Origin of the sequence: Streptomyces synnematoformans (assembly GCF_039531005.1) — a bacterium.
GTDB classification, from domain to species: Bacteria; Actinomycetota; Actinomycetes; order Streptomycetales; family Streptomycetaceae; genus Streptomyces; species Streptomyces synnematoformans.
On record NZ_BAAAPF010000045.1, the window covers coordinates 1 to 23923 of the forward strand.

Annotated in this window: 20 protein-coding genes; 11 read left to right on the forward strand and 9 right to left on the reverse strand. The window is 74.7% G+C overall.

All coding sequences use genetic code 11. The features are described from left to right. Positions 1 to 3062, forward strand: a 3062-nt coding sequence (locus tag ABD317_RS10615) for a S8 family serine peptidase (protein ID WP_344289540.1), incomplete at its 5' end; no start/stop codon positions are given. A 109-nt stretch (positions 3063 to 3171) separates the two neighbouring features. Next, on the forward strand, positions 3172 to 4038 hold the full coding sequence (locus tag ABD317_RS10620; RefSeq protein WP_344289541.1) for an alpha/beta hydrolase: 867 nt from the start codon (positions 3172 to 3174) through the stop codon (positions 4036 to 4038). Here the strand turns inward: ABD317_RS10620 and ABD317_RS10625 are convergent. Beyond that, complete coding sequence (locus tag ABD317_RS10625) at positions 4012 to 4662, reverse strand: TetR family transcriptional regulator C-terminal domain-containing protein (protein ID WP_027757391.1); 651 nt, start codon at positions 4660 to 4662, stop codon at positions 4012 to 4014. The two genes, ABD317_RS10620 and ABD317_RS10625, sit on opposite strands and share 27 nt — an antisense overlap. Positions 4663 to 4928: 266 nt before the next feature. Between ABD317_RS10625 and ABD317_RS10630 the strand changes: the two genes are divergently transcribed. Then, entirely contained in the window at positions 4929 to 5462 is a 534-nt protein-coding gene (locus tag ABD317_RS10630) for a hypothetical protein (RefSeq protein WP_344289542.1), read from the forward strand. Here the strand turns inward: ABD317_RS10630 and ABD317_RS10635 are convergent. Then, the gene (locus ABD317_RS10635; protein ID WP_344289543.1) at positions 5410 to 5763 is read right to left on the reverse strand and encodes a VOC family protein; all 354 of its coding nucleotides are present in this window, start codon (positions 5761 to 5763) and stop codon (positions 5410 to 5412) included. The two genes, ABD317_RS10630 and ABD317_RS10635, sit on opposite strands and share 53 nt — an antisense overlap. A 164-nt stretch (positions 5764 to 5927) precedes the next feature. Here ABD317_RS10635 and ABD317_RS10640 point away from each other — a divergent pair, with 164 nt between their 5' ends. From ABD317_RS10640 to ABD317_RS10650, 3 genes are all read left to right on the forward strand, one after another. Further along, the gene (locus ABD317_RS10640; RefSeq protein ID WP_344289544.1) at positions 5928 to 7295 is read left to right on the forward strand and encodes a sensor histidine kinase; all 1368 of its coding nucleotides are present in this window, start codon (positions 5928 to 5930) and stop codon (positions 7293 to 7295) included. Next, the gene (locus ABD317_RS10645) at positions 7292 to 7963 is read left to right on the forward strand and encodes a response regulator (RefSeq protein ID WP_027757393.1); all 672 of its coding nucleotides are present in this window, start codon (positions 7292 to 7294) and stop codon (positions 7961 to 7963) included. The genes ABD317_RS10640 and ABD317_RS10645 overlap by 4 nt, the downstream gene beginning before the upstream one ends. Before the next feature lie 210 nt (positions 7964 to 8173). Then, positions 8174 to 9706, forward strand: coding sequence for a glycosyltransferase family 39 protein (locus ABD317_RS10650; RefSeq protein WP_344289545.1), 1533 nt, complete (start codon positions 8174 to 8176; stop codon positions 9704 to 9706). Here ABD317_RS10650 and ABD317_RS10655 read toward each other — a convergent pair. The 7 genes from ABD317_RS10655 to rhaI form a co-directional block, all read right to left on the reverse strand. Next, on the reverse strand, positions 9669 to 10970 hold the full coding sequence (locus ABD317_RS10655; protein WP_344289546.1) for an exo-beta-N-acetylmuramidase NamZ family protein: 1302 nt from the start codon (positions 10968 to 10970) through the stop codon (positions 9669 to 9671). The two genes, ABD317_RS10650 and ABD317_RS10655, sit on opposite strands and share 38 nt — an antisense overlap. A gap of 105 nt (positions 10971 to 11075) precedes the next feature. Continuing rightward, the gene (locus ABD317_RS10660; protein ID WP_344289547.1) at positions 11076 to 11711 is read right to left on the reverse strand and encodes a LutC/YkgG family protein; all 636 of its coding nucleotides are present in this window, start codon (positions 11709 to 11711) and stop codon (positions 11076 to 11078) included. 20 nt (positions 11712 to 11731) lie between these two features. Further along, positions 11732 to 13240, reverse strand: a complete 1509-nt coding sequence (locus tag ABD317_RS10665; protein ID WP_344289548.1) for a lactate utilization protein B — start codon at positions 13238 to 13240, stop codon at positions 11732 to 11734. Next, the gene (locus tag ABD317_RS10670; protein ID WP_344289549.1) at positions 13237 to 13953 is read right to left on the reverse strand and encodes a (Fe-S)-binding protein; all 717 of its coding nucleotides are present in this window, start codon (positions 13951 to 13953) and stop codon (positions 13237 to 13239) included. The genes ABD317_RS10665 and ABD317_RS10670 overlap by 4 nt, the downstream gene beginning before the upstream one ends. Then, positions 13932 to 15446: a rhamnulokinase gene (locus tag ABD317_RS10675; protein ID WP_344289550.1), complete on the reverse strand. Its 1515-nt coding sequence runs from the start codon at positions 15444 to 15446 to the stop codon at positions 13932 to 13934. The genes ABD317_RS10670 and ABD317_RS10675 overlap by 22 nt, the downstream gene beginning before the upstream one ends. Further along, positions 15443 to 17530 (reverse strand): bifunctional aldolase/short-chain dehydrogenase, encoded by a 2088-nt coding sequence (locus tag ABD317_RS10680; protein ID WP_344289551.1) that lies wholly within the window; start codon positions 17528 to 17530, stop codon positions 15443 to 15445. Before ABD317_RS10680 ends, ABD317_RS10675 begins: the two co-directional genes overlap by 4 nt. Next, positions 17518 to 18675, reverse strand: a complete 1158-nt coding sequence (rhaI, locus tag ABD317_RS10685; protein WP_027757400.1) for an L-rhamnose isomerase — start codon at positions 18673 to 18675, stop codon at positions 17518 to 17520. Before rhaI ends, ABD317_RS10680 begins: the two co-directional genes overlap by 13 nt. A 239-nt stretch (positions 18676 to 18914) precedes the next feature. On the opposite strand from rhaI, the gene ABD317_RS10690 reads away from it, so the two are divergent. The 5 genes from ABD317_RS10690 (at position 18915) to ABD317_RS10710 (ending at position 23915) form a co-directional block, all read left to right on the forward strand. Then, positions 18915 to 20426 (forward strand): sugar ABC transporter ATP-binding protein, encoded by a 1512-nt coding sequence (locus ABD317_RS10690; protein ID WP_344289552.1) that lies wholly within the window; start codon positions 18915 to 18917, stop codon positions 20424 to 20426. After that, on the forward strand, positions 20423 to 21463 hold the full coding sequence (locus ABD317_RS10695; protein WP_027757402.1) for an ABC transporter permease subunit: 1041 nt from the start codon (positions 20423 to 20425) through the stop codon (positions 21461 to 21463). Before ABD317_RS10690 ends, ABD317_RS10695 begins: the two co-directional genes overlap by 4 nt. Further along, on the forward strand, positions 21460 to 22443 hold the full coding sequence (locus tag ABD317_RS10700) for an ABC transporter permease (RefSeq protein WP_344289553.1): 984 nt from the start codon (positions 21460 to 21462) through the stop codon (positions 22441 to 22443). The genes ABD317_RS10695 and ABD317_RS10700 overlap by 4 nt, the downstream gene beginning before the upstream one ends. A 66-nt stretch (positions 22444 to 22509) precedes the next feature. Continuing rightward, on the forward strand, positions 22510 to 23583 hold the full coding sequence (gene rhaS, locus ABD317_RS10705; protein ID WP_344289555.1) for a rhamnose ABC transporter substrate-binding protein: 1074 nt from the start codon (positions 22510 to 22512) through the stop codon (positions 23581 to 23583). A gap of 11 nt (positions 23584 to 23594) precedes the next feature. Beyond that, positions 23595 to 23915, forward strand: a complete 321-nt coding sequence (locus tag ABD317_RS10710) for an L-rhamnose mutarotase (protein WP_344289556.1) — start codon at positions 23595 to 23597, stop codon at positions 23913 to 23915. Positions 23916 to 23923 lie beyond the last annotated feature (8 nt).

The window sequence follows — 23923 nt, forward strand, 5'->3', positions numbered from 1 at the left end:
CCGAGGTGCTCGACCTCGAACTGTTCAACGTCACCGCCCTCGTGGACATGGGCTACGACGACGCCGCCACCGGCGCGCTGCCGGTCATCGTGCAGGGCCCGCGCCCGCTGGCCGCCACCGGCACGGCGGCGCGCGCGGACGCCCTGCCGCTGCCGAGCATCGGCGCCGTCGCCGTGGAGCTGCCCAAGGAGGACGCCGACGGCTTCGCCGCCACGCTCGCCCGCCCCGCCGGACCCGCCGCGGCCGGGGTGCGCCGGGTGTGGCTGGACCGCCGGCTGGAAGCCGCCGAACTCGACGGGAACCTCGGCCAGATCGGCGCCCCCGAGGTGTGGGACGCCGGTCTTACCGGCGCCGGCGTGGACGTCGCCGTCCTCGACTCGGGCGTCGACGCCGACCACCCCGACCTGCGCGGCAAGGTCGCCGAGGCCGCCGACTTCACCGGCGAGGGCACGACCGGGGACCGCAACGGCCACGGCACCCACGTCGCCTCGCTCGTCGCGGGCAGCGGCGCGGCGTCCGGCGGCGCCCGCAGGGGCGTGGCGTACGACGCCCGGCTGCTGTCCGGCCGGGTGCTGGACGGGGCGGGCCAGGGCCGGGCGTCCTGGGTCATCGCCGGCATGCAGTGGGCCACCGAGCAGGGCGCCGACGTCGTCAACCTCAGCCTCGGCGGCACCGCGCCCGAGCGCCCGGAGAACGACCCCGTCGCCCGCGCGCTGGACAGCCTGGCCGCCGAGACCGGCACCCTCTTCGTCGTCGCCGCGGGCAACTCCGGCCCGTACTCCGGCACCATCGGCACCCCCGGCGTGGCGGAGAGCGCGCTGACCGTGGGGGCCGCCCGCGCGAACGGCGGCACGCCCCGGTTCTCCAGCGTCGGGCCGGCCACCGGCACGTTCCTCGCCAAGCCCGACCTGACCGCCCCCGGCGTCGACATCACCGGCGCCCGGGCCGGCGGCGGCACGGCCGACCCGTACACCGCGATGAGCGGCACCTCGCAGGCCGCCCCGCACGTCGCCGGCGCCGCCGCGTTGCTGCTGCAGAAGCACCCCGGCTGGGACTGGCGGCGGCTGAAGACCGCCCTCATGACCACCGCGGACGGCGACCCCGCCGAGCCCCGGCCGCACGTCGCCGGCGCCGGCGTCCTCGACCTGCCCGGCGCCGCCGGCCAGACCCTGCGGCTGAGCCGCGGCAACGTCGACTTCGGCTACCTGCGCCACCCCGACGGCGACCGCCCGGCGAGCGTCGGGCTGACCCTGACCAACACCGGCGCCGAGCCCCGTACCGTCTCCCTCACCGACCTCGCCGCCGAGCGCGCCGGCGCCCCCCTCGCGGACGACGCCGTCACCGTGAGCCCCGGCACGGTGACCGTCGCACCCGGCGCCACGGAGGCGGTGACGGTCACGCTGAGGCCCGCGGACGTCGCGCCCGGCGTCTACTCCGGCGCCGTCGTCCTCACCGAGAGCGGGCACGACACCGTCACCCTGCCGCTCAGCTTCTACCGCGAACCGCCCCGCCACGACGTGCACCTGACCGTCCTCGACCGGCACGGCCGGCCCTGGGCCGGCGGCAGCCTGTGGCTGCTCAACACGGCCGAGACTTACCCGGAGACCGGCGGCGGCTTCCGCACCGTCCACCTCGACGAGAACGGCCGCGCCACCGCCCGCATGCTGCCCGGCCCGCTGACGATGATGGCCAAGGTGGAGACGCCCGCCGCGGACGGCGAGCCCGCCACCGTTGCCTTCGCCGGCTCCCCGGAGGTGCGGGTGGACGCCGACATGTCGTACACCATCGACGCCCGCAGGGCGCTGCCGCTGCGCCCCGCGACGGTCGCGGGCGCGGACACCCGGGTGCGGCACGCCTCCGTCCACTACGCCCGCCGCGACGCCGCCGGCACCGGCGGCATGGACGAGGGGATCTACGCCACCGGCGAGGAGATCGAGCAGGGCCGGGTCTTCCTGCAGCCGACCCGGCCGGCGCGGCACGGCACCGCGGCGTTCGAGACCCGCTGGCGCCTGGAGGCCGACGGCCGGACGCACGGGCGGCAGGCCGACGTGTACGAGCTGGTGCTCGGCCGCGGCGAGGTCGTGCCCGACCCGCCGCGCTACCACGTCACGCGCGCGGAGGCGCGCCGGCTGGCGCGCGTCGAGGCGGACTACCGTTCGCTGCTCGGCCGGGACGACACGTACGTGGAGACCCGCGAGGCGCGCAGCGCGGGCGTCGGGACCGCCCTCGTCTTCGAGCACCCGATCGCGGTGCCGCAGCGCCGCGTCGAACTGGTCACCGCGCGGCCGGACGTCAGCTGGCGCCACTGCGTCCGCGGCCCCGAGGTCGCGCTCGCGCGCCTGTGCGCCCCCACGCTGCCGTACGAGCCGGGGGAGCGCGCCGCACCGGTCTGGTTCGGCGCCCCGGCCCCGGCGGTCATCGCCGGGGTGCACTACGGCGACTTCCTCGACCTGCCGGTCTCGCTGAGCGACGGCGAGCACCAGGGATCGGTGTGGAACGTGCCGGTCGCCGGGAACGAGAGCCTGCGGCTCTTCCGCGACGGCGCCGAGATCCCGGCGCGCGCCGGCACCAGCTACTTCCCCGTCACGCCGGAGCCGGCGACGTACCGGCTGGAGCACACCTCACGCCCCGACCGCGCGGCGCTGCCGATCGGCAGCGAGACCCGCACGAGCTGGACGTTCCCCACCCGCGGCCCGGCGGACCCGGCGACGGGGCAGGAGCGGGTGCGGCTGCTGGGCGTCGACTACGCGCCCCGCACCGACCGCGACGGCGGCCTCCCCGCGTACCGGCCGCTCACGGTCGGCCTGCGGCTGACCTCCACCGCGGGGCCCGAGGACGCGATCAGGACCGAGCGCGGCGGCGTGCGCTTCTGGGCCTCCACGGACGGCGGCCGGCGGTGGCGCGAGGGAGTGGTGTTCGGGGGCCGGGACGGGGAGCTGACCGCGCTCGTCCCGGGGGTGTGGCCGCGCCCGGGCCAGGAGGTGTCCGTGCGGGTACGCGCCACGGCGGCCGGGGGCCGCGCGATCGACCAGACGATCCTCGACGCCTACCGCGCCGGCTGAGGCGCCGCGCCGGCTCCGGGCGAACCCCGGGGCCGGCGCGGTGTCCGGCGGTGGAGAACCTCTCCCGCGCCCACGAAAAATGAGCGAACGGTCGTGCTATCTTCTCTTCATGAAGCCCGTCGTCACCGCGCTCACCGGCAAGCTCCTCAACGCCACCGCCGCCGTCCTCCCCGGCCTCGCGGGCCGCGGCGCCCTCGTCCTCTACCGCTATCCGCGCGCCGACCGCTCCTGCACCGCCGCCGAACGCCGGCTGCTCGCCGGCGCGTTCACCGGCAGCCTCACCGTGGCCGGCAAGAACGTGGTCACGTACTGCTGGGGCGACGGCGAGCGGCCCGTGCTGCTGGTGCACGGCTGGCGCTCGCGGGCCGCGCACTTCGCGCCGTACATCGACGCGCTGCGGGCCGCCGGCTACACACCCGTCGCCTTCGACGCCCCCGCCCACGGCGTGTCCGAGGGACGCCGCACGACCGTGCTGGAGTACCGCGAGATCATCGCGGCGCTGTACGCGGAGCACGGCCGGTTCGAGGCCGTCGTGGCGCACTCCCTGGGCGGCTCAGCCGCCTTCCTCGCGCTCCGCGGCGCCGCCGCGGCGGACCGGCTGGTGGTCGTCTCCGGGGTCGCCGACTTCGACCACGTCGTCGACGTGTTCTGCGCCGGCCTCGGGCTCGGGCCCCGGGTGAAGGCCGCGCTCCGGCGCCGCATCGAGACCGACATGTTCCCCGGCGAGCACGACCTGTGGCGGCGCTTCGACGTCACGCACCGGCCGGATGAAGTCGTGCTGCCGATCCTGCTCGTCCACGACGAGAAGGACCGCATGGTCTCGGCCCGGCAGGCCGACAAGACCGCCGCGGCCTACGGCGACCGCGTCCGGCAGCACCGCACCAGCGGCCTCGGCCACCGGCGCATCCTGGCCGACCCCGGCGTGGTGCGCACGGCGCTGGAGTTCGTCTCAGCCGGGGAGCGCGTCCGGGACTGAGTCCGGGTCCGTGGCCGACGCGCGCAGCCGGCTCACGACGGCGGTGTCCGCCAGGTCGTACGCGTCCGGGGCGCCGTGCAGCAGCGACAGCAGGTTGGCGTGCTCCAGCAGCGCGATCAGCTCGAACGCGAGCCGGTCCGGGTCGGTCTCCGGCCGCAGCTCGCCGGCCGCGCGGGCCTCCTCGGCCGTCTGCGCCACGTACGCCGTCCAGTCGCGGAGCGCCGCGGCCACCGCGTCGTGCACGGGACCGCCGCGGGAGGCGAACTCGGCCGCCGCGCCGTAGAAGAAGCAGCCCCCGGGGAAGACGCGCTCGCGCGAATAGGCCAGCCAGCGGTCGCAGAGCGCGCGCAGCCGCCCGACGCCCGGCGGCAGGTCCGCCACGGGCACCACCACGGCCCGGGCGAACACCGCGCCCGCCGCCCGCACGGTCGCGAGCTGCAACTCCTCCTTGGAGCCGAAGAGCGCGAAGACCCCGCTCTTGCTCAGCCCCAGCTCGCCCGCGATCCGGCCCAGGGACAACCCCTCCAGGCCCTCCACCGAGGCGATGTCCATCGTCCGCCGCAGCACGAGCCGGCGCGTCTGGTTGCCGCGCTCGACCCGCCCGTCCACCCGCGTACCGGCCACCGTAGCTCGCCTCCTTCAGGTACCGGTCAGTCTACTGACCGGCGCCTGCCGCCCGCGGCCCCGAGCGCGGGGCACGGCGCCGGGGGACCGATCCCGGCCGTGCCCGGCACACTGGTCGGTACGGGTGACACACGGACCGCGACCGAGGAGCTGACGGGGCTGTGGTTCTCCACCTTCGCCGAGGACGGGCCGAGGGCCACGCGCGCGGACGGACCGCTCGCGGGCGGCTGCCACGGGGGGCGCGGGTCATAGCGGCCGGCGCCGCCGTGGCCGGGGTGCTGCTGGTGAGCGGGGTGTGGGCGGCGCTGCGGGACGAGGAGCGCGGCTCAGGGGAGCGGCTGCCGGACGCCGGCCTGGTCCACTTCGCGTCCGGCCACGGCTACGAGCCGGTGCGCACGGTGCTGCGCTCCCGCGCGGACGTCGCCGCCTTCGCCGAGCGGTTCCCGGCGGCGGCGCTGGGCGGCAGAGCGGCGGCCCGGCTGGCCGGCCGGGACTTCGGCGCCGAGGCGCTGGTCGCCTTCGCCTGGAGCACCGGGTGCACGCGCGCGGACTCCGCCGGCCTGCACAGCTCGGCCGAGGACGGCCTCTTCGTGCTGCCCGCCGACACCACGGCGTACCGGAAGTGCTCCGAGCGCTGGGACGTGCTCGCCGTGTTCGCGGTGCCGCGGGAGCGGGCGCCGCGCGACGTCGAGCTGCAGGGCGCGGCGCCGGACCCGCCCGGCCTTCAGGGCTCCCGCGGCCCGGCTGTCAACGCTCCCCTTCGAAGACGCAGAACTCGTTGCCCTCGGGGTCGGCCATGACGTGCCAGGAGATCTCGCCGTCGCGCCGGCGGACTATCGTCGCCCCCAGCGCCCGCAGCTCCGCCGGGTCGCCCCAGACGTCGAGGTGCATCCGGTTCTTCACCGTCTTCGCCTCCGGGACGGGGTTCATCCAGATGAGCGGGCCGCGCCCGGCCGGGTCGTGGATGGGCACCGGCCACTCGCTCGGCCGCGGCTCGCCGCGGTCCGGCCGGCGGGCGTAGCCCAGGGCGGTGCACCACCAGTCGGCGAGCGCCTGGTGGTCCCGGGCGTCCAGCGCAAGATCCTTGAAGCGTGCGGGCATGGAGGCGATCCTAGCCCCCGGCTCCGCCCGCCCCCGGTCCGTGAAACGCCGCGCCGCCCCGGCCGGAAGAGCCGGAGTCCCCCGGGTAGTCCTTGAGGCGGAGGCCGGGATATCCGTATGCAGGCGGACGCGGGGGCCGAGCCCGCCTGCATACGGTTTCCGGTGTGACCGAGACCTTCCGTAAGTCGATCCAGGGCGGCCTGACCGTACTGCAGCACGAGCTGATCTCCGGCGCCGTCCGGGCCCGGCCGCTGCGCCCGCTGTCCACCGACGGTCCCGGCTGGGCCGCCTTCCCCGCCGAGGCGCGGCGCGTCCTGCGCTGGCTGGTGCACATCGTGGTCGTCGGCTTCGCCGCCGCCATGCTCTGGCTGAGCTACGCGCTGTACGAGGGGCAGTACTCCTACGACGGCCCCTACTGGAGCGGGGAGCTGAGCCTGCTGCTGGGCCTGACGGCGGCCGTCCCGCTGCTGCTGGTGCTGATCCAGCCGATCGCCGCCTGGTGGCTGTCCCTTGCGGGCGTGTTCGTGGTGGCGGCGTCCGGTCTGGACACCAACGCGTGGCCGTTCGCGGAGCCGGCGTTCCCCTCGCACATGGCGGTGATGGTGGTGGTGGCGCTGCGCAGCCGGCCGGTGGTGTCGGCCGCGGTCTGGGCGGCCACCCTCGCCGTGGGCATCCTGGTGGCGACCGTCGCCTCCCCCAGGTCCTGGGAGGACGACAACGTCAACGTGTTCGCCGTCTGGTCGGCCGTCGCCATCGGCGGGGCGCTCCTGCTGCGTGCCTTCCTGGAGGCCCGCAACCGGGCGGCCGCCAGCGACGACGCCACCCTGGTGGAGAGATCGAAGCGCACCGTGCTGGAGGAGCGCACCACCATCGCGCGCGAGCTGCACGACGTGGTCGCGCACCACATGTCCGTTATCGCCATCCAGGCGGAGGCGGCGCCGTACCGGGTGGAGAACATCCCGCCCGAGCTGGCCGCCTCCTTCGGCACCATCCGCGAGAACGCGGTCGCCGCGCTCGGCGAACTGCGCCGCGTGCTCGGGGTGATACGCGTCGCCGACTTCGAGAGCTACGACGCGCCGGAGGCCCCCCAGCCCACCCTGGACGCCCTCGACGCCCTGCTGGACAACGTCCGCGAGGCGGGGCTCCCGGTGGAGAAGGTCGTCACCGGTGCCCGGCGGGACCTGCCACCGGGCGTCGAGCTGTCCGCGTTCCGCGTCATCCAGGAGGCGCTCAGCAACGCGCTCCGGCACTCGCCGGGCGCCGACACCCGCGTCGAACTCGCCTACGTCCTGGGCGGCCTGGGGCTGCGCGTGGTCAACGGGCCCGCGGTCGCCGACGAGGCGTCCGGGACCGCGTCCGTGCCCGCCGGGAGCGGCTCGGGGCACGGGATCACCGGGATGCGCGAGCGCGTCGCCGTGCTGGACGGGGAGATGACGGCCGGTCCGACGCCGGACGACGGCTACGAGGTCGTCGTCTTCCTGCCCGCGCCCGCCCTCGTGGAGCAGCCGGCCGCGGCGGAGGAGGACGCGTGACCATCCGGGTGCTCATCGTCGACGACCAGGAAATGGTCCGCGAAGGCTTCTCCGTTCTGCTCGGCGCCCAGCCGGACATCGAGGTCGCCGGCGAGGCCGGCGACGGGCAGCAGGCCGTCGCGAAGGTCGCGGAACTGCGGCCGAACGTCGTGCTCATGGACGTCCGGATGCCGAACGTCAACGGCCTTGAGGCCACCCGGCGGATCGTCGCCGCCGATGCCGACGCCAAGGTCCTGGTGCTGACCACCTTCGACCAGGACGAGTACGTCTACCAGGCGCTCCGCGCCGGGGCGAGCGGGTTCCTGCTCAAGGACGCCTCCGCCGGCCAGCTGGCCGAAGCGGTACGGATCGTCGCCGCGGGCGAAGCGCTGCTCGCGCCCACCGTCACCAAACGCCTGATCGGCACCTTCGCCGAGAGCGCCGTCTCCGGCGCCGGCGCGGTCCTGGCGCCGCGCACCCGGATCGCCGACCTGACCGAGCGCGAGACGGAGGTGCTCACCCACATCGCCCGCGGCCTGTCCAACGCGGAGATCGCCGCGCAGCTGGTCGTCGCCGAGTCGACCGTCAAGACCCACGTCGGGCGCATTCTGGAGAAGCTCGGCCTGCGCGACCGCACCCAGGCGGCGGTGTACGCCTACGAGGCCCGGCTGGTGACGCCGTCGCCCTGACGCCCACCGTGCGCTGACCGGCCGCATCCTCCGCTTCACCTTTCACCTTTCACCTTTCACCTTTCACCTTTCACCTTTCGCCCCGGCCACCGGCCGCTTCCCTCCCTTCGCGATGCCGAAAACGGCACGAAGGCGACCCCGGGCACGCGCACCGGCCGACGGCCCCGCGCGGTGCCCGCCGACTCCCATGCCCTGAGCGAGGAGGCCGTCATGGCCGTCGACCACCGTCCCCGCACGCCCGCGCCCCTGCTTGTCCCACCGGGCCGCAAGGGCGGCCCGGCGGCCGCACGCCCGCACAGGGCCGCCGTCGTCCTGATCCCCGTCGCGCTGACCCTGGTCCTCGGGCTGTGGGGGCTGCGCCGGCAGGGCACGATGTGGCGCGACGAGGCCGTTACGTACGACATGGCGCAGCGCGGCCCCGCCGCGCTGCTGCACGTCCTGGACGACTACGACGTCGTGCACGGCCTGTACTACCTGCTGATGCAGGGGGTGTTCGCGGTGTGCGGCGACGGCCTCGTCCCCCTGCGGCTGCCGTCGGTGCTGGCCATGGCGGCTGCCGCCGCCGGCGTGGCCGTGCTCGGCCGCATGCTGGCCGGCCCGGGCACCGGACTCGCCGCGGGCGCGGTCTTCGCGCTGCTGCCCGACGTCCAGCGGTACGCGCAGGAGGGACGCTCGTACGCGCTGGTGTGCGCCGCCGTGGTGTGGGCGACCGTGCTGTTCGTCCGCGCCGCGCACGAGCGGCGCACCGGCCCGTGGGCCGGCTACGCCGCGCTGTCGCTGGCGGCGTGCCTGCTGCACGAGTTCGCCTTCCTGGCCGTGCTCGCCCACGGGGTGGCGGCACTCGCGGCCCGGGTGCCGGGCGGCGTGCTGCGCGCCTGGGGCGCGGCGGCGGGCGGTGTGGCCGTGGGCCTCGCGCCGCCGGCGGTGATCAGCGCCGGACAGACCGAACAGGTGGCGTGGATCGGCCCGCCCGACGCTCTCACCTGGCTGGGCGTCGTCGCGGTGGCGGCGCTGGCCCTGGCCTGTGCGGCGACGGTCGGCGGGCCGGTGGCGTCGGTGGCCCTGCCGCTGGCGCTCGTGCCGACGGCGGTTCTCCTGCTGCTGTCGCCCGTCGCGTCCTTGTTCGTGGACCGCTACGTCGTCTACTCCGACGCCGGGCTGGCGCTGCTGACGGGTGCCGCGCTGCACTCCGCGTGGCGCCGCGGCGTCCCGCTGCGCGCGGGGGCGGCGGCCGTCGCGGCGGTGGTGGCGGCGACCCTGCTGGTTCCGGTCGGCCAGCACCTGCGGTCGCCCGAGAGCCGGCAGGACGACCTGGCCGCCGTCGCCGCCGCCGTGCGGGCGTCGTCGGCTCCGGGCGACGGGCTGCTCTTCGCTCCGGCCCGCCGCCGGGTCTGGACGCTGTCCGGCGCCCCCGCCTACCGCGGCCTGACCGACCTGGCCCTGCGCGCGGACCCGCGTGCCTCCCACACCCTGTACGGCACCGAACTGCCGCCGGCCGCCATCCGCGCGCGCATGCTCGACGCCCGGCGCATCATCGTGCTCCACGACCCGCCGGGGCAGCCCCTCGACGACAGCCGGGCGGAGCGCGTCAAACGGGCCACCCTCCGCACCGACTTCGAACGCTGCGCCACCACCGGCGTCCACGGCGCCCGCGTCACCCTCTACGCACGCCCCGGCGCCTGCGCCGGTACCGGGCCGCGCGTGGTCAGCGGTAGAGCAGGTACCGCCGGCGGCGGCGGGTGAAGTCCGCCAGCTCGTTCCGCCAGGCGCCCACGACCTCGGCGACGTCCCGGCCCTCGTCGATCATCGTGCGCAGCCGCGCCGAGCCCGACAGCTTGTCGATCCAGTACGGCCGCTCCGGGTCCCAGCTGTCCTGCCGCCAGGCGAACTCCGGGTAGCGGCGGGCCTCGACGAGCATCGCCACGGCCGTCGTCACCGGCTCGTAGCGCCGCCGGTCGACGACGTGGACCTGTACGCCCGCGCACGTCTCGCCCACGTGCTTGCCGAAGGTGGGCACGAAGTACGCCTCGCGGAACTCCACCCCCGGCAGCCCGCGGGCGCCCAGCCGGTCGCTGTAGCGGTAGTCGAGGTACGGCGCGCCGATCCACTCGAACGGGCGGGTGGTGCCGCGGCCCTCGGAGAGGTTGGTGCCCTCGAAGAAGCAGGTGCCCGCGTACGCCAGCGCGGTGTCGGCCGTCGGCATGTTCGGCGACGGCGGCACCCAGGGCAGGTCGCCGTCCTGCGCGAACGACTCCGGGTCCCAGCCCTGTACCCGTACGACGTCCAGCTCCACCCGGCCGCCGGCGCCCTCGTCGGGCAGCAGCTCGCCGTTGAAGTGGCGGGCCAGCTCGCCGACGGTCATGCCGTGCTGCTGGACGATCGGCTTGAGGCCGACCCCGGAGGTGAACTCCGGGGTCATCATGGCGCCGTCGGCGCGGCGGCCGATCGGGTTGGGGCGGTCGAGGACGACGAAGGCGGCGCCGGTGTCGCGGGCGGCGGCCATCGCGCGGTACATCGTCCAGATGTAGGTGTAGAAGCGCGCGCCGACGTCCTGGATGTCGAAGACGACCGTGTCCGCGCCGGCCTTGGTGAACAGCTCCGCCAGTTTCGCGGCGTCCGCGCCGTACGCATCGTAGACCGTCAGGCCCGTGCGCGGGTCGATGGTCTCCGGCTCCGCCTCGCCGGCCTGCGCGCTGCCGCGGAAGCCGTGCTCGGGGCCGAAGACGCCGGCGATGTCGAGGTCGCCGGAGGCGTGCATGGAGTCGACGACGTGGCGGGTGTCGCGCAGCACGCCGGTCGGGTTGCTGACGATGCCCAGCCGGCGGTCGCGCAGCATGGACCAGCCCCGCACGGCGGCGGCGACGCCGCCGGCCAGCACCCTGCCGGGGCGCCCGGCGCCGCGGGCGTGCGCCGTCCCCGGCGCCGCGCCGGCGAGCAGGGGGACGGCCGCGCCCGCGGCGGTGCCGGTCAGGAGCGTACGGCGGGACGGTGCGGAAGGTCTCGGCATGGCGGAGAAGCTAACCGACGGCGGGGAGGGAGAACAGGGTCCGGGCGGGTTGCCAGTGGTGTACAGCTCTGGTGGCGGGAGCCGGCCGAGGGGTGCCGCGGGGTGTCAGCCCGTGGCGAGTACGACCTCCAGCGTCCGCGGCCCGTGCACGCCCTCCACCCGGTCCAGTTCGATGTCGCTGGTAGCCGAGGGCCCCGAGATCCACGTCAGCGGCCGGGCCGGGTCCAGCCGCTCCATCGCCTGCGGCAGCGAGTCCACGACCTGCTCCGGCACCCGCACCACGCACACGTGGTGGTCCGGGATCAGCGTGATCCGCCGCCGGCCCTGCCCGGGCCCGGCGTCCAGCACGATCGTGCCGGTCTCCGCGACGGCCAGCGCGCAGCCCGTGAGCACGCTGTCGACGGCGTCCAGGTCGTACGGTGTGCTCGCGGCCCGGTCGTGGACGCGGGTGGCGTCGACGGCCGCCAGCCACCGCGGCGGCAGCCCGGCCGGCACCAGCAGGGTATTCGTGCCCCGTTCGGCGAACAGCCGCATGAGCAGCTCCGGCAGCCCGTCGTCGTCCGTACGGTGCACGCGGGCACGGTAGTCGGCGAGGTTCTCCGCGAGCAGGTCCGCGGACTCGGCGGGGGAGCGGTCGCCGTGCACCCGCAGGTAGTCGCGGGGCACCGGCGGCGCCGGGGTGCCCGCGGTGTCGCGGGTGGCGGCCCGTACCCGCGTGAGGATCGTCTCCCGGCTGCTCATGCCGTCCGCCTTCCCCGCACTCACGATCCCTCGCCCCGGGTGCGCTTCCACCACGCGCGGAACGACTCCCGGGGCACCGGCGGCAGTTCGCGCGTCGCCGACCACGCCCGCCCCGGGCCCGGCAGCCGGCGCGGGTGCAGGCGCCGGGTGCCGGTCGTGGCGCGCAGCGCCGCGCCGTAGGCGCGCGGGTGTTCCATCGTCCAGCGCGCCGCCCGCATCGCCGCGCGCTCCGCGGCGTGTCCCTTCGCCGGCCTGACGACGGTCTTCGTGCCGCGCACGGTGTACGCGCCGCCCTCGGCGACCCGGGTGCGCAGGTGCACCAGTACCTCGGGGATGTCGATCGCGACCGGGCACACCTCGTAGCACGCGCCGCACAGCGTCGAGGCGTACGGCAGCGAGGCGTCCAGCGCGCTCGCGGTGCCGCGCAGCTGCGGGGTGAGGATCGCCCCGATCGGGCCGGGGTAGGCGGAGCCGTACGCGTGCCCGCCGGCGCGCTCGTACACCGGGCAGACGTTGAGACACGCCGAGCACCTGATGCACCGGAGCGCCTGGCGTCCGACCTGGTCGGACAGCGTGTCGGTGCGTCCGTTGTCCAGCAGCACGAGGTGGAAGTCCCGGGGCCCGTCGCCCTCCGAGGGGCCCGTCCAGGTGCTCGTGTACGGGTTCATCCGCTCGGCGGTCGAGGAGCGCGGCAGCAGCTGCAGGAAGACCTCCAGGTCCCGCCAGGTCGGCACCACCTTCTCGATGCCCACCACGGAGATCAGCGTCTCCGGCAGCGTCAGGCACATCCGGCCGTTGCCCTCGGACTCCAGCACCACCATCGTGCCGGTCTCGGCGACCATGAAGTTCGCCCCGGAGATCCCGACCCGGGCGCCGAGGAACTTCTCCCGCAGGTGCAGCCGCGCCGCCTCGGCCAGCTCGGCGGGCCGGTCGCCGAGCCCGGCGGGCGCGGGCCGGCCCCGGTCGCCCATGCGGTCGCGGAAGATGTCGCGGATCTCGCCGCGGTTCCGGTGGATGGCGGGCACCAGGATGTGCGACGGCAGGTCGTCGCCGAGCTGCACGATCAGCTCCGCGAGGTCCGTCTCGTACGCGCTGATGCCGGCCGCCGCCAGCGCCTCGTTCAGCCCGATCTCCTGCGTGGCCATCGACTTGACCTTGACGACCTCGTCCGCGCCGGTGTCCCGGACCAGCCGGGTGACGATCGCGTTCGCCTCCGCGGCGTCCACGGCCCAGTGCACGTGCCCGCCGGCGGCGGTCACCGCCGCCTCCAGCTGCTCCAGATAGCGGTCCAGGTGGCGCAGCGTGTCGTCCTTGACCGCGGCGCCTGCGGCACGCAGCCGGTCCCAGTCCGGCAGCTCGGCGACGGCCGCCGCGCGCTTGGCGCGGATGGTGTGCGTCGCGTGCGTGAGGTTGCCGCGCAGCGTGGCGTCCGCGGTGGCCGCGGCGGCGGACCGCGGGAAGGCCGCGGGACGCCGGCGCGGCAAGCCGAGGAACGTACGGGCCGCACCGGGCCCCGGGGCGTCGGTCACCAGACCGCTCCTTCCGTGCTCGCCAGGATCTCGGCGATGTGCACCGGCCGGACCGGGGAACCGCGGCGCGCCAGCGTGCCGCCGATGTGCATCAGGCACGAGTTGTCCGCCGCACACACCGCCTGCGCGCCCGACTCCTCCACGTGCCGCGCCTTGTCGGCGCCCATCGCCGCCGAGACCGCCGGGTTCTTCAGCGCGAACGTGCCGCCGAACCCGCAGCACTCCTCCGCCCCGTCCAGCTCACGCAGCGTCAGCCCCTCCACCCGCTCCAGCAGCCGCCGCGGCCGGTCGCCCAGCTCCAGCACCCGCAGTCCGTGACAGGTCGGATGATAGGTGACCGTGTGCGGGTAGTACGCCCCGACGTCGGTCACGTCGAGCACGTCGGTGAGGAACTCGGTCAGCTCGTACGTGCGCGGCGCGACGGCCGCCGCCGCGGGCTCGCCGAGGCGCGGGTAGTTGTCGCGGACCATCGCCGCGCACGAGCCGGACGGCACCACGACGTACTCGTAGTCCTCGAAGACGCCCGCGAAGCGGCGCGCCAGCGGCACGGTCTCGCGCCGGTAGCCGGTGTTGAACTGAGCCTGTCCGCAGCACGACTGGGCCGCGGGGAAGTCCACCGAGACCCCCAGCCGCTCCAGCAGCGCCACCGTCGCCCGTCCGGTGTCCGGGTAGAGCGTGTCGTTGACACACGTCACGAAGAGCGCAACGCGCATTCCGCTTCCTCCCACGCCGATTCGTCGCCGCCGGGTTCATACTCCCTCAGCGACTGCGTTCTGTGAAGCAGAGATCGGATGTCTGACAGCGTGCCGTCGATCGCGCCGGCCGCCCGCGCCTGTACCAGGACGTTGCCGAGCGCCGCCGCCTCGACCGGTCCCGCCACCACCGGCAGCCCGCAGGCGTCCGCCGTCAGCCGGCACAGCAGCTCGTTGCGGGCGCCGCCGCCGACGACGTGCACCACGCGCACCGTACGCCCCGACAGCCGCCGCGCGTCGGCCACGGCGCGGCGGTGCGCCAGGGCGAGCGAGTCGAGCACGCAGCGCACGGTCTCCGCCGCCGTGCGCCCCGCCGGCCGCCCCGCCGGCCGGCCCGCCGGCGCGATCCGCTCCGGCATCCGGCCCGGCGCGAGGAACTCCGGGTCCCCGGCGTCCACGTACGAGCGCAGCCGCGGCGCCGCGGCGGCCTCGGCCAGCAGCGCGTCCAGCTCGTACGCGCGCCCCTCGGCAGCCCAGGTGCGCTGGCACTCCTGCAGCAGCCACAGGCCCATGATGTTGCGGAGGTAGCGCACGGTGCCGTCCACGCCCAGCTCGTTGGTGAAGTTGGCGGCGCGGCCGGCCTCGGTGAGCACCGGCGCGTCCAGCTCGACGCCGGCCAGCGACCAGGTGCCGGTGGCGATGTACGCGAAGTCCGCGTCCCGCGCCGGGACGCCGACGACGGCAGAGGCGGTGTCGTGCGAGCCGACCGCCCTCACGGGCACCGGGCCGGTCAGGCCGGTCTCCTCCCGCACCGCGGGCAGCAGCTCGCCCGCCGGGTCGCCGGGGCGGCGCAGCGGCGGGAAGAGCCCGAGGTCGACGCCCGCGGCCTCGGCGACGCGCCGGGAGAAGGTGCCCGTGCGCGGGTCGAGCAGCGCGGTGGTGGAGGCGTTGGTCAGCTCGGTGCCGGCCCGGCCGGTCAGCCAGTACGCGACGAGGTCGGGGATGAGCAGCAGCCGGCGGGCCGCGGCCAGCGCGGGCGTGCCGCGGGCGGCGAGGAGCTGGTAGACGGTGTTGAACGGCAGGTGCTGCAGGCCCGTCGCCCGGTACAGCTCCGCCGCGGGCAGCACGGCCGCCAGCTTCGCCGCCATGCCCTCGGTGCGCGTGTCGCGGTAGTGCACCGGGTTGCCGATGAGCGCGCCGGAGGCGTCGAGCAGCCCGTAGTCGACGGCCCAGGAGTCGACGCCGACGCCGGCGAGCCGTCCCCCCGCGCGCTGTCCCGCCGCGCGCAGTCCGTCGAGCACGCCGGCGTAGAGGGCGAGGACGTCCCAGTGGAGGGTGCCGGCCAGCCGCACGGGGCGGTTGGGGAAGCGGTGCACCTCCTCCAGGTGCAGCTCGCCGCCGCCGGCCCGGCCGAGCATCACGCGCCCGCTGGCTGCGCCGAGGTCGACGGCCGCGAACGGCAGCGCGTCCCCGGCCGCGCCGCCGCCCGCCCCCGGCCCGTACGCTCCGCTCACCGCAGGAACGCCGCGGCCACGCCCGCGTCCACGGGGATGTGCAGCCCGGTCGTGTGGCTCAGCTCGCCGGCCGTCAGCGCGAACACCGCGTTCGCCACGTGCTCCGGCAGCACCTCCCGCTTCAGCAGCGTCCGCTGCGCGTAGAACTCGCCGAGCTTCTCCTCCGGCACCCCGTACACCGCCGCCCGCTGGGCGCCCCAGCCGCCGGCGAAGATGCCGGAGCCGCGCACGACGCCGTCGGGGTTGACGCCGTTGACGCGCACGCCCAGCCCGCCCAGCTCGGCGGCGAGCAGCCGCACCTGGTGCGCCTGGTCGGCCTTGGCGGCCCCGTAGGCGATGTTGTTCGGCCCGGCGAACACGCCGTTCTTGGAGGCGATGTAGACGATGTCGCCGCCCATGCCCTGCGCGGCGAGCACCCGCGCGGCCTCCCGGGAGACGAGGAACGAGCCGCGCGCCATGATGGCGTGCTGGGTGTCCCAGTCCGCGGCCGTGGTCTCCGCCAGCGGCTTGGAGACCGAGATCCCGGCGTTGTTGACGACGAGGTCGACGCCGCCGAACGCGCGCACCGCGGCCCGGAACGCCGCCGCGATCTGCTCCTCGTCGGTGACGTCCACCACCGCCGCGAGGGCCCGGTCCGGCCCGCCCAGCCCCGCGGCGACCGCCTCGGCGGCATCGGCGTCCCGGTCGGCGACGACGACGCACGCGCCCTCCGCGACCAGCCGGCGGGCGATGGCCCGGCCGATGCCCGAGCCGGCGCCGGTGACCAGCGCCACCCGGGTCGCGAGCGGCTTCGGCGGCGGCATGCGGCGCAGCTTGGCCTCCTCCAGCTCCCAGTACTCGATGCGGAACTTCTCCGCCTCGGGGATGGGGGCGTAGGAGGACACGGCCTCGGCGCCGCGCATCACGTTGACCGCGTTGACGTAGAACTCGCCCGCCACCCGCGCGGTCTGCTTGTCCTTGCCGAAGCTGAACATCCCGACGCCGGGCACGAGGACGATCGCCGGGTCGGCGCCGCGCATGGGCGGCGAGCCGGCGTCGGCGTGCCGCTCGTAGTAGGCGCGGTAGTCCTCGCGGTACGCGGCGTGCAGCTCCCGCAGCCGGGCGACGGCCTCGTCGAGCGGCGCGTCCGGCGGCAGGTCGAGGACCAGCGGGCGGACCTTGGTGCGCAGGAAGTGGTCGGGGCAGGAGGTGCCGAGCGCGGCCAGCCGCGGGTGCGCCTCGCGGGCCAGGAAGTCCAGCACGGCGTCGGCGTCGGTGAAGTGGCCGACCTGCGGCCGGTCGGCGGACGCCAGCCCTCGGATCACCGGCGCCAGCGCCGCGGCCCGCTCCCGGCGTTCCGGGGCGGGCAGCGGCCCGTAGCCCTCGACGAGCGGGCCGAACGGGTCGGGGCGCCCCTGCTCGGCGAGGAACCGCTCGGCGGTGCGGATGATCTCCAGCGAGTTGCGCTCGCACTCCGCGGAGTCCTTGCCCCACGCCGTGATGCCGTGGCCGCCGAGGACCACGCCGATCGCCCCGGGGTGCGCCTCGTACACGGCCGCGATGTCCAGGCCGAGCTGGAAGCCGGGCCGCCGCCACGGCACCCACACCACCCGCTCGCCGAAGCACCGCCGGGTCAGCTCCTCGCCGTCCGCGGCGCAGGCCAGCGCGATGCCGGAGTCGGGGTGGAGGTGGTCGACGTGCGGGGCGCCGACCAGGCCGTGCATGGCGGTGTCGATCGACGGCGCTGTTCCTTCTCCCCCCGGGAGCCATCCTTTCCCGTGCAGGCAGTGGTCGAACGCCGCGACCATCTCGTCCTCGCGGTCCACCCCCGGGTACGTGCCCGCCAGCGCCCGCAGCCGGTCGAGACGCAGCACCGCGAGGCCCGCGGCCGTCAGCGTGCCGAGGTCGCCGCCGGAGCCCTTGACCCACATCAGCTCCACGTCGCCCCCGGTCACCGGGTCGGTCGCGGTGCCCTTCGCGGAGGCGTTGCCGCCCGCGTAGTTGGTGTTGCGCGGGTCGGCCCCCAGCCGGTGCGCCCGCTGGAGCAGGGCGTCCACCGGGTCGTACGCGCCCGCCGGCTCCCGCACCCCGCTCACGCGCCCCACCCCGCCTGCGTGCCGCCGACCCGCTCCGCGACGATCCGCTCGGCCCACCCCGAGCGGCGGTACGCGGCCACCGGGTCCGGGTCGAGCCCCATCTCCTCGCGCACCTCGGCCAGCAGCGGGCGCACGTCGGTGTTGTAGGCGTCCATCAGCACGGCGTTGGCGCCGAGCACGTCGCCGTCGCGCTGGGCGGCGGCCAGCGCCTCGCGGTCGACCAGCAGCGCCTTGGCCGTGGCCTCCTGGACGTTCATCACCGAGCGGATGATCGCGGGGATCTTCGGCTCGATGTTGTGGCACTGGTCGAGCATGAAGGCCACGTCCGGCCCGAACCCCCCGCCCCGTACGACCTCGTACATGAGGCGGAACAGCTGGAAGGGGTCGGCCGCGCCGACCATCAGGTCGTCGTCGGCGTAGAAGCGGGAGTTGAAGTCGAAGCCGCCGAGCTTCCCCTCCCGCAGCAGCATCGCCACGATGAACTCGATGTTGGTGCCCGGCGCGTGGTGCCCGGTGTCCACCACCACCTGCGCCCGGTCGCCCAGGCGCAGGCAGTGCGCGTACGCCGTGCCCCAGTCCGGCACGTCCATGTGGTAGAACGCCGGCTCGAACAGCTTGTACTCCAGCAGCATCCGCTGCCCCTCGCCGAGCCGCTCGTACACCGCGGCCAGCGCCTCGGCCAGCCGGTCCTGGCGCTCGCGCACGTCGTCCTGGCCGGGGTAGTTGGTGCCGTCGGAGAACCACAGCTTCAGGTCCCGCGAGCCGGTGGCGTCCATGATGTCGACGCACTCCATCAGGTGCGCCAGCGCCTTGCGCCGCACCGCGGGGTCCGGGTGGGTGACCGAGCCCAGCTTGTAGTCGTCGTCCTGGAAGACGTTGGCGTTGATCGCGCCGAGCCGGAGCCCCCGCTCCTTCGCGTACGCCGCGAGCGCCGCGTAGCCGTCGGCGCCCGTCACCCGGTCCCAGGGGATGTGCAGCGCGACGGACGGCGCCACGCCGGTGTGCTCGTGCACCCGGGCGGCGTCGTCCAGTTTCTCCTGGGGAGTGCGCGGCACGCCCGGCTGCGCGAAGACCTTGAAGCGTGTGCCTGAGTTTCCGTACGCCCAGGACGGTGTCTCGACTGCCTGGGACCTGAGTGCCGCTTTCACGGTCATCGCGAAGCCTTTCCGCGCGGGTGTCGCTGGTCGTGTGGGTGGGGGTCAGTCAGTCATGAATCGTTTCAGATCATGAAGCTAGGGAGGTATGGACGGGCTGTCAAGAGGGTTGCGGAGAAGGAGGCGTTGGCCGGAAAGTTTCCACGTCTGACCCATTGACGTGCCTGTTGGGAGGGGTCTAGCTTCCGTGAAAACTCATTGAAACCTTTCATCAACTGCCGACCGCAACGGTGCTGACCATGACAGAAGTGCCCGTCCTGGCCGCGCGCGGCCTGAGCAAGTCCTTCGGGGCCGTACGCGCCCTGCAGGACGTCTCCCTCACGCTGCACGCCGGCGAGGCGCACGCCCTTGCCGGCGAGAACGGCGCGGGGAAGTCCACCCTCATCAAGATTCTCGCCGGAGTACACCGCCCCGACACCGGCCAACTGCTCCTCGACGACGCCCCGGTGGCCTTCCACGGCCCGGCCGACGCCCGCGACGCGGGCATCGCCGTGATCTACCAGGAACCCACGCTCTTCCCCGACCTGTCCATCGCCGAGAACATCTTCATGGGCCGCCAGCCCCGCCGTACGCTGCGCCGCATCGACCGCTCCGCGGTCCGCGACGCCACCGCCGCGCTCATGCGCCGCCTCGGCGTCGACCTCGACCCCGGCCGCCCGGCGCGCGGGCTGTCCATCGCCGACCAGCAGATCGTGGAGATCGCCAAGGCGCTGTCGTTCGACGCCCGCGTCCTGATCATGGACGAGCCCACCGCCGCGCTCACCGGCAGCGAGACCGCCCGGCTCTTCGCCGTCGTCGAGGCGCTGCGCGCCGAGGGCGCCGCCGTGCTCTTCATCTCGCACCGGCTGGCGGAGGTCTTCCGGCTCTGCCGGCGGGTCACCACGCTGCGCGACGGCCGCCGGGTCGCCACCGACGAGGTCGAGGCGCTCACCGAGGACGACCTCGTCCGCCGCATGGTCGGCCGCGACCTGGACGAGCTGTACCCCAAGCAGGAGGCCGAGCTGGGCGGGACCGCGCTGTCCGTGCGGCGCCTCACCCGCGAAGGCGTCTTCCACGACGTCTCCTTCGACGTCCGCCGCGGCGAGATCGTCGCGCTCGCCGGCCTCGTCGGCGCCGGCCGGAGCGAGGTCGTCCAGGCCGCGTTCGGCGTGGACACCCCCGACGCCGGCGAGGTGCACGTGGCCGGCCGCCCGCTGCGCCGCGGCTCACCCACCGCCGCCATGGACGCGGGCGTCGCCCTCGTCCCCGAGGACCGGCGCCAGCGCGGCCTGGTCATGGAGATGTCCATCGAGCGCAACATCGGCCTCACCGGCCTGGGCCGCCTCGGCTCCGCCGGCCTCGTCCAGCGCACGCTGGAGCGCGGCCGGGCAGCCGACTGGGCCGCACGGCTGCGGCTGAAGTACGGGCGGCTCACCGACGACGTCGGCGTGCTCTCCGGCGGCAACCAGCAGAAGGTGGTGCTCGCCAAGTGGCTGGCCACCGAGCCGACGGTGCTCATCGTCGACGAGCCGACCCGCGGCATCGACGTCGGCACCAAGGCCGAGGTGCACCGGCTGCTCTCCGAACTGGCCGCGGGCGGGCTGGCCGTCCTCATGGTCTCCTCCGACCTGCCCGAGGTCCTCGGCATGGCCGACCGCGTGCTCGTCATGCACGAGGGCCGCCTCGTCGCCGAGATCCCGCGCGCCGAGGCCACCGAGGAGTCGGTGATGACGGCCGCGACCGGCCGCGGCACCGGGGAGGCGGCGGCATGAGCACCACCGTGCAGAAGACCGGGCCCGCCCCCGCGAAGGGCCCGGAGCGGCCCGCGCGCTCGCTGGCCGACGCCGTCTTCCGCGCCCGCGAACTGTCCATCGGCGGCGCGCTCGTCCTGCTGATCCTCTGCACCTGGATCGCCAACCCGAGCTTCCTGGACGAGCAGGGCGTCGAGGACCTGCTGCTCAACTCCTCCATCCTGGTGCTGCTCGCCGTCGGCCAGTCCGTCGTCGTCATCACCCGCAACATCGACCTGTCCGTCGGCTCCGTCGTCGGCCTGACCGCCTTCGCCTGCGGCGACTTCGTCTCCGGCACCGACCACAGCGCGGTCACCGTCGTCCTGCTCGGCATCGCGCTCGGCACCGCCTGCGGGCTGGTCAGCGGGCTGCTGGTGAGCTTCGGCAGGGTGCCGGCGCTGGTCGTCACCCTCGGCATGCTCTACGTCATCCAGGGCCTGGACTACTGGTGGGCGGGCGGCGAGCAGATCAACGCCGCCAACCTCCCCGACGACCTCCTCTCCCTCGGCACCGGCAGCGTCCTCGGCATCCCGTACCTGCCGCTGATCACGGCCGGCGTCCTCGCCGGCACCGCGTACTACCTGCGCTGCTACACCGGCGGCCGGGAGCTGTACGCCATCGGCTCCAACCCCGAGGCCGCCCGGCTCGCCGGCATCCCCATCCGCCGCCGCGTGCTCGGCGCGTACGCCTTCTCCGGCGCGGTCGCCGGCTTCGCCGGCGCGCTGTGGCTCGCCCGCTTCGGCACCGTCGTCGCCGACGCCGCGAACGGCTGGGAGCTGACCGTCGTCAGCGCCGTCGTCGTCGGCGGCGTCGCCATCACCGGCGGCGTCGGCTCGGTGTGGGGCGCCGCGCTCGGCGCCGCGCTGCTCACCACCATCGGCAGCGCGCTGGTCGTGCTCAAGGTCAGCTCCTTCTGGCAGCAGGCCATCACCGGCGTGCTGCTGCTCGCCGCCATCACCACTGACCGCATCGTGCAGCGGCGCAGTACCAGCGCGCTGCGGAAGAGGAGGCGGCAGTGAAGTCGCTCGGCACCTACCTGCGGTGGGACACCGCCGTCGGCATCCTGCTGATCGCGGTGTTCCTGGCCGGCACCTCGTCCACCGACGGCTTCGCCTCCACCGGCAACCTGTCCGCCGCGCTCAACGACACCGCCGAGATCGCCCTCATCGCGCTGCCGATGACGCTGCTCGTCGTCGCCGGCCAGGTCGACCTGTCCGTCGCCTCCATGCTCGGGCTGTCCAGCGCGCTGGCGGGCTCGCTGTGGGACGCCGGGTACGCCTTCGAGCTGATCGTGCCGCTGTGCCTGCTCGCGGGCGCGGCCGGCGGGCTCCTCAACGGCTGGCTCGTCACCCGCGTCGGGCTGCCGCCGCTGGCCGTCACCATCGGCACCCTCACCCTCTACCGCGGCCTCGCCTCGGTGGTCCTCGGCGACAAGGCCGTCGCCGGCTTCCCCGACGACTACGCCAGGTGGGCCGCCGCCACCGAGACCGTGCCGGGCACCTTCGTGCCGTACCCCATCGCGCTCTTCGCGGTGCTCGCCGTGCTCGCCGCGGTGCTGCTGCACATGACCGGCTTCGGCCGCTCGCTGTACGCCATCGGCGCCCAGGAGGAGGCCGCCCGGTTCGCCGGCATCCGCGTCCGGCGCGTCAAGCTCGCGCTGTTCGTCGTCTCCGGCCTCATGGCCTCCTTCGCCGGCATCGTCTACACCCTGCGCTACGGCAGCGCCCGCGCGGACAACGGCCTCGGCCTCGAACTGGTCGTCATCGCCTCCGTCCTCCTCGGCGGCGTCGACTTCAACGGCGGCAAGGGCACCCTCGGCGGCGCCGTCGCCGGCGTGCTCCTCATCGGCCTGCTCAACAACCTGCTCACCCTCAACGACGTGGCCAACGAGATCCGCGTGATCGTCACCGGGCTGCTGCTCATCGCCTCCGTCCTCACCCCGCGCGCCGTCTCCGCCGTCGCGGAACGCCGCAACCGCCGCCTCGCGGCGACCCCCTGACCCCGCCGACCCCCATCAGCCTCCGCTCCGCGGATTCGCGGAACCGAACGCGAAAGGTTCACCCGCATGCGTAACAAGAGCCGCACCCTCGCCGCGACAGCCGCGCTGTGCGCCCTCACCCTGGCGGCCGGCGCCTGCTCGGGCACCACCAAGGACGACGCGGAGAACGACGCCGGGAAGCGGGTGTCGGACGCCACCGCGAACCCGGACGCGCCGCTGCAGAAGGGGCTGAAGATCGCGTTCCTGCCCAAGCAGATCAACAACCCCTACGAGCAGATCGTCGACGAGGCCGGCATCGAGGCGAGCGAGGAGTTCGACGCCGAGGCCAAGGAGGTCGGCCCCTCCGACGCCAAGGCGTCCTCCCAGGTCTCGTACATCAACACGCTCATCCAGCAGCGCCAGGACGCCATCCTCATCGCCGCCAACGACCCCAACGCGGTCTGCGGCCCGCTGAAGACGGCCATGCAGCAGGACATCAAGGTCGTCGCCTACGACTCCGACACCGCCAAGGACTGCCGCCAGCTCTTCATCAACCAGGCCAGCTCCGAGGAGATCGGCCGCAGCCAGGTGCGGCGCATCGCCGAGCAGCTCGACCACAAGGGCCAGATCGCGATCCTGTCGGCCACGCAGAACGCCACCAACCAGAACACCTGGATCGAGTACATGAAGGACGAGCTGAAGAAGCCCGAGTACCGGGACATGGAGCTGGTGAAGGTCGCCTACGGCGACGACGACGACCAGAAGTCCTTCCAGGAGACCCAGGGCCTGCTCAAGGCGTACCCCGACCTCAAGGGCATCATCTCGCCCACCACCGTCGGCATCGCCGCCGCCGCCCGCTACATCAGCTCCTCCGACTACAAGGGCGAGGTCGTGCTCAACGGCCTCGGGACGCCGAACCAGATGCGCAAGTTCGTCAAGGACGGCACGGTCGAGGAGTTCTCCCTGTGGGACCCCAAGGACCTCGGCTACCTCGGCGCGTACGCCGCCGCCGCGCTGGCCTCCGGCCAGATCACCGGCAAGGAGGGCGAGACGTTCGAGGCCGGCCGGCTCGGCGAGTACACCGTCGGCAAGGACGGCGAGATCATCCTCGGCCCGCCGACCGTGTTCGACGAGACGAACATCGACGAGTACGACTTCTGAGGCACGGCGCGATGCCCCGGGTCTGCTTCCTGCTGAAGGTACGCGCCGGCCGGCTGGCCGAGTACCGCGAGCGGCACGCGGCCGTGTGGCCGGACATGCTCGCGGCGCTCTCCGCCGCCGGCTGGCGCAACTACTCGCTCTTCCTGCGCGACGACGGACTCCTCGTCGGCTACCTGGAGACCGACGACTTCGCCGCCGCGCAGGCCGCGATGGCCGCCAGCGACGTCAACGCGCGCTGGCAGGCCGAGATGGCCCCGTTCTTCGAGGCGCTCGACGGCGCCGCACCGGACGAGGCTATGAGCCCCCTGACCGAGATCTTCCACCTCGACTGAGGACTCCC